Annotated in this window: 1 protein-coding gene; it reads left to right on the forward strand. The window is 50.2% G+C overall.

Features of this window, described 5'->3' with window-relative positions:
- Positions 1 to 400: 400 nt before the first annotated feature.
- The gene (locus KNP71_RS15705) at positions 401 to 784 is read left to right on the forward strand and encodes a hypothetical protein (protein ID WP_029595509.1); all 384 of its coding nucleotides are present in this window, start codon (positions 401 to 403) and stop codon (positions 782 to 784) included.
- The last annotated feature ends 335 nt before the right edge of the window (positions 785 to 1,119 follow it).

Consider the following 1,119-nt stretch of genomic DNA (forward strand, 5'->3'; position numbering starts at 1 on the left):
TGGCAAGTCCTTTTTCTTTTCTAAAATAGGAGTGCAGAGTTGTGTACGTTTCCGTTGCACACTTCTGCACTCCTATTTTGCATTACACACTTCGACGCCTTCCTGACCGGCTCCAAGAAGATTTTGACGACTTAAAACTTGTGAGCATGGATCTTCTTTGTGATGTGAAGGAAGGAGAACGCTTGACCCACCTCACCGTCTTTTTCAATACCAATATGATTCGACGGAATCGTCGTACATAAGAACAAAAATATTTGTATACATGTATACATGTAGATTTGTATACGCGTATACATGTATACATTTTTTAAAGTCGTCATTTCTGTAGTTTCATGAACAAGGACTGAACTGGCTCTGGACGGGGAATCGTTCTATAGCGAAGCGGAAGGGGGGAGACGTGATGGATGAGGGGCTGCTTGATGACTATGCGTTCGCTGGATTGGATCCGTTCGTCCGGACGGTGTTCTCGGAACTGATGGAACATCCCGAATGGATGCGTGTCGTCGACAGGGAACATTGCGTCGAGAAGGTCGTCCGGTTCGATGACGGACGGAACTCGCCTTACTTCCGGGTGCTGATCTATCTGGATGCAGAAGAGCGTCCGATCAAGAAAGTGTATCTATACGGGACATGGGTGGTGGCGGATGGAGAAGTCAGCTTCGTCGTCTCAGAGCTATCCAAGGGTGTATTCGAATATGAAGTGATGCATGTCCATTGGCTCATCAAGTATCGGTTCGAGGATTGGGGCGTGTCTGAAGACGGGGCATGGGAGAAGGAATGGTGATCCGGGCTCATGCGTGAGCGTCTAACGCCAGGAGGCGAAGTCGCTCATCGCACCGCTGCCCCCCTGACGGCCCGATAACAAGAGCTGCTGGCTCACCGCCGCATCTCTATGTTCCTGGCCCTTTCTAACGGGAGGCACGGAGCGTAAGGGCAACGTCAAAAGCAAGAGCGTGGGCGCGTCTAACGCCACGCGGAGTGGCATTCGAATCTAGGACAGGCCCAAATCGCGGACGCAATTCTCGACAGGTGATTACGGCCATTGAAATGTACCAGTCTTGCAATCTTATTTACCAAAGAGTGACAAACAATTTACCGGGTGATGCCAAAGTCCCGACC

It is taken from the genome of Exiguobacterium sp. s56 (assembly GCF_018618255.1).
Classification (GTDB): domain Bacteria; phylum Bacillota; class Bacilli; order Exiguobacteriales; family Exiguobacteriaceae; genus Exiguobacterium; species Exiguobacterium chiriqhucha.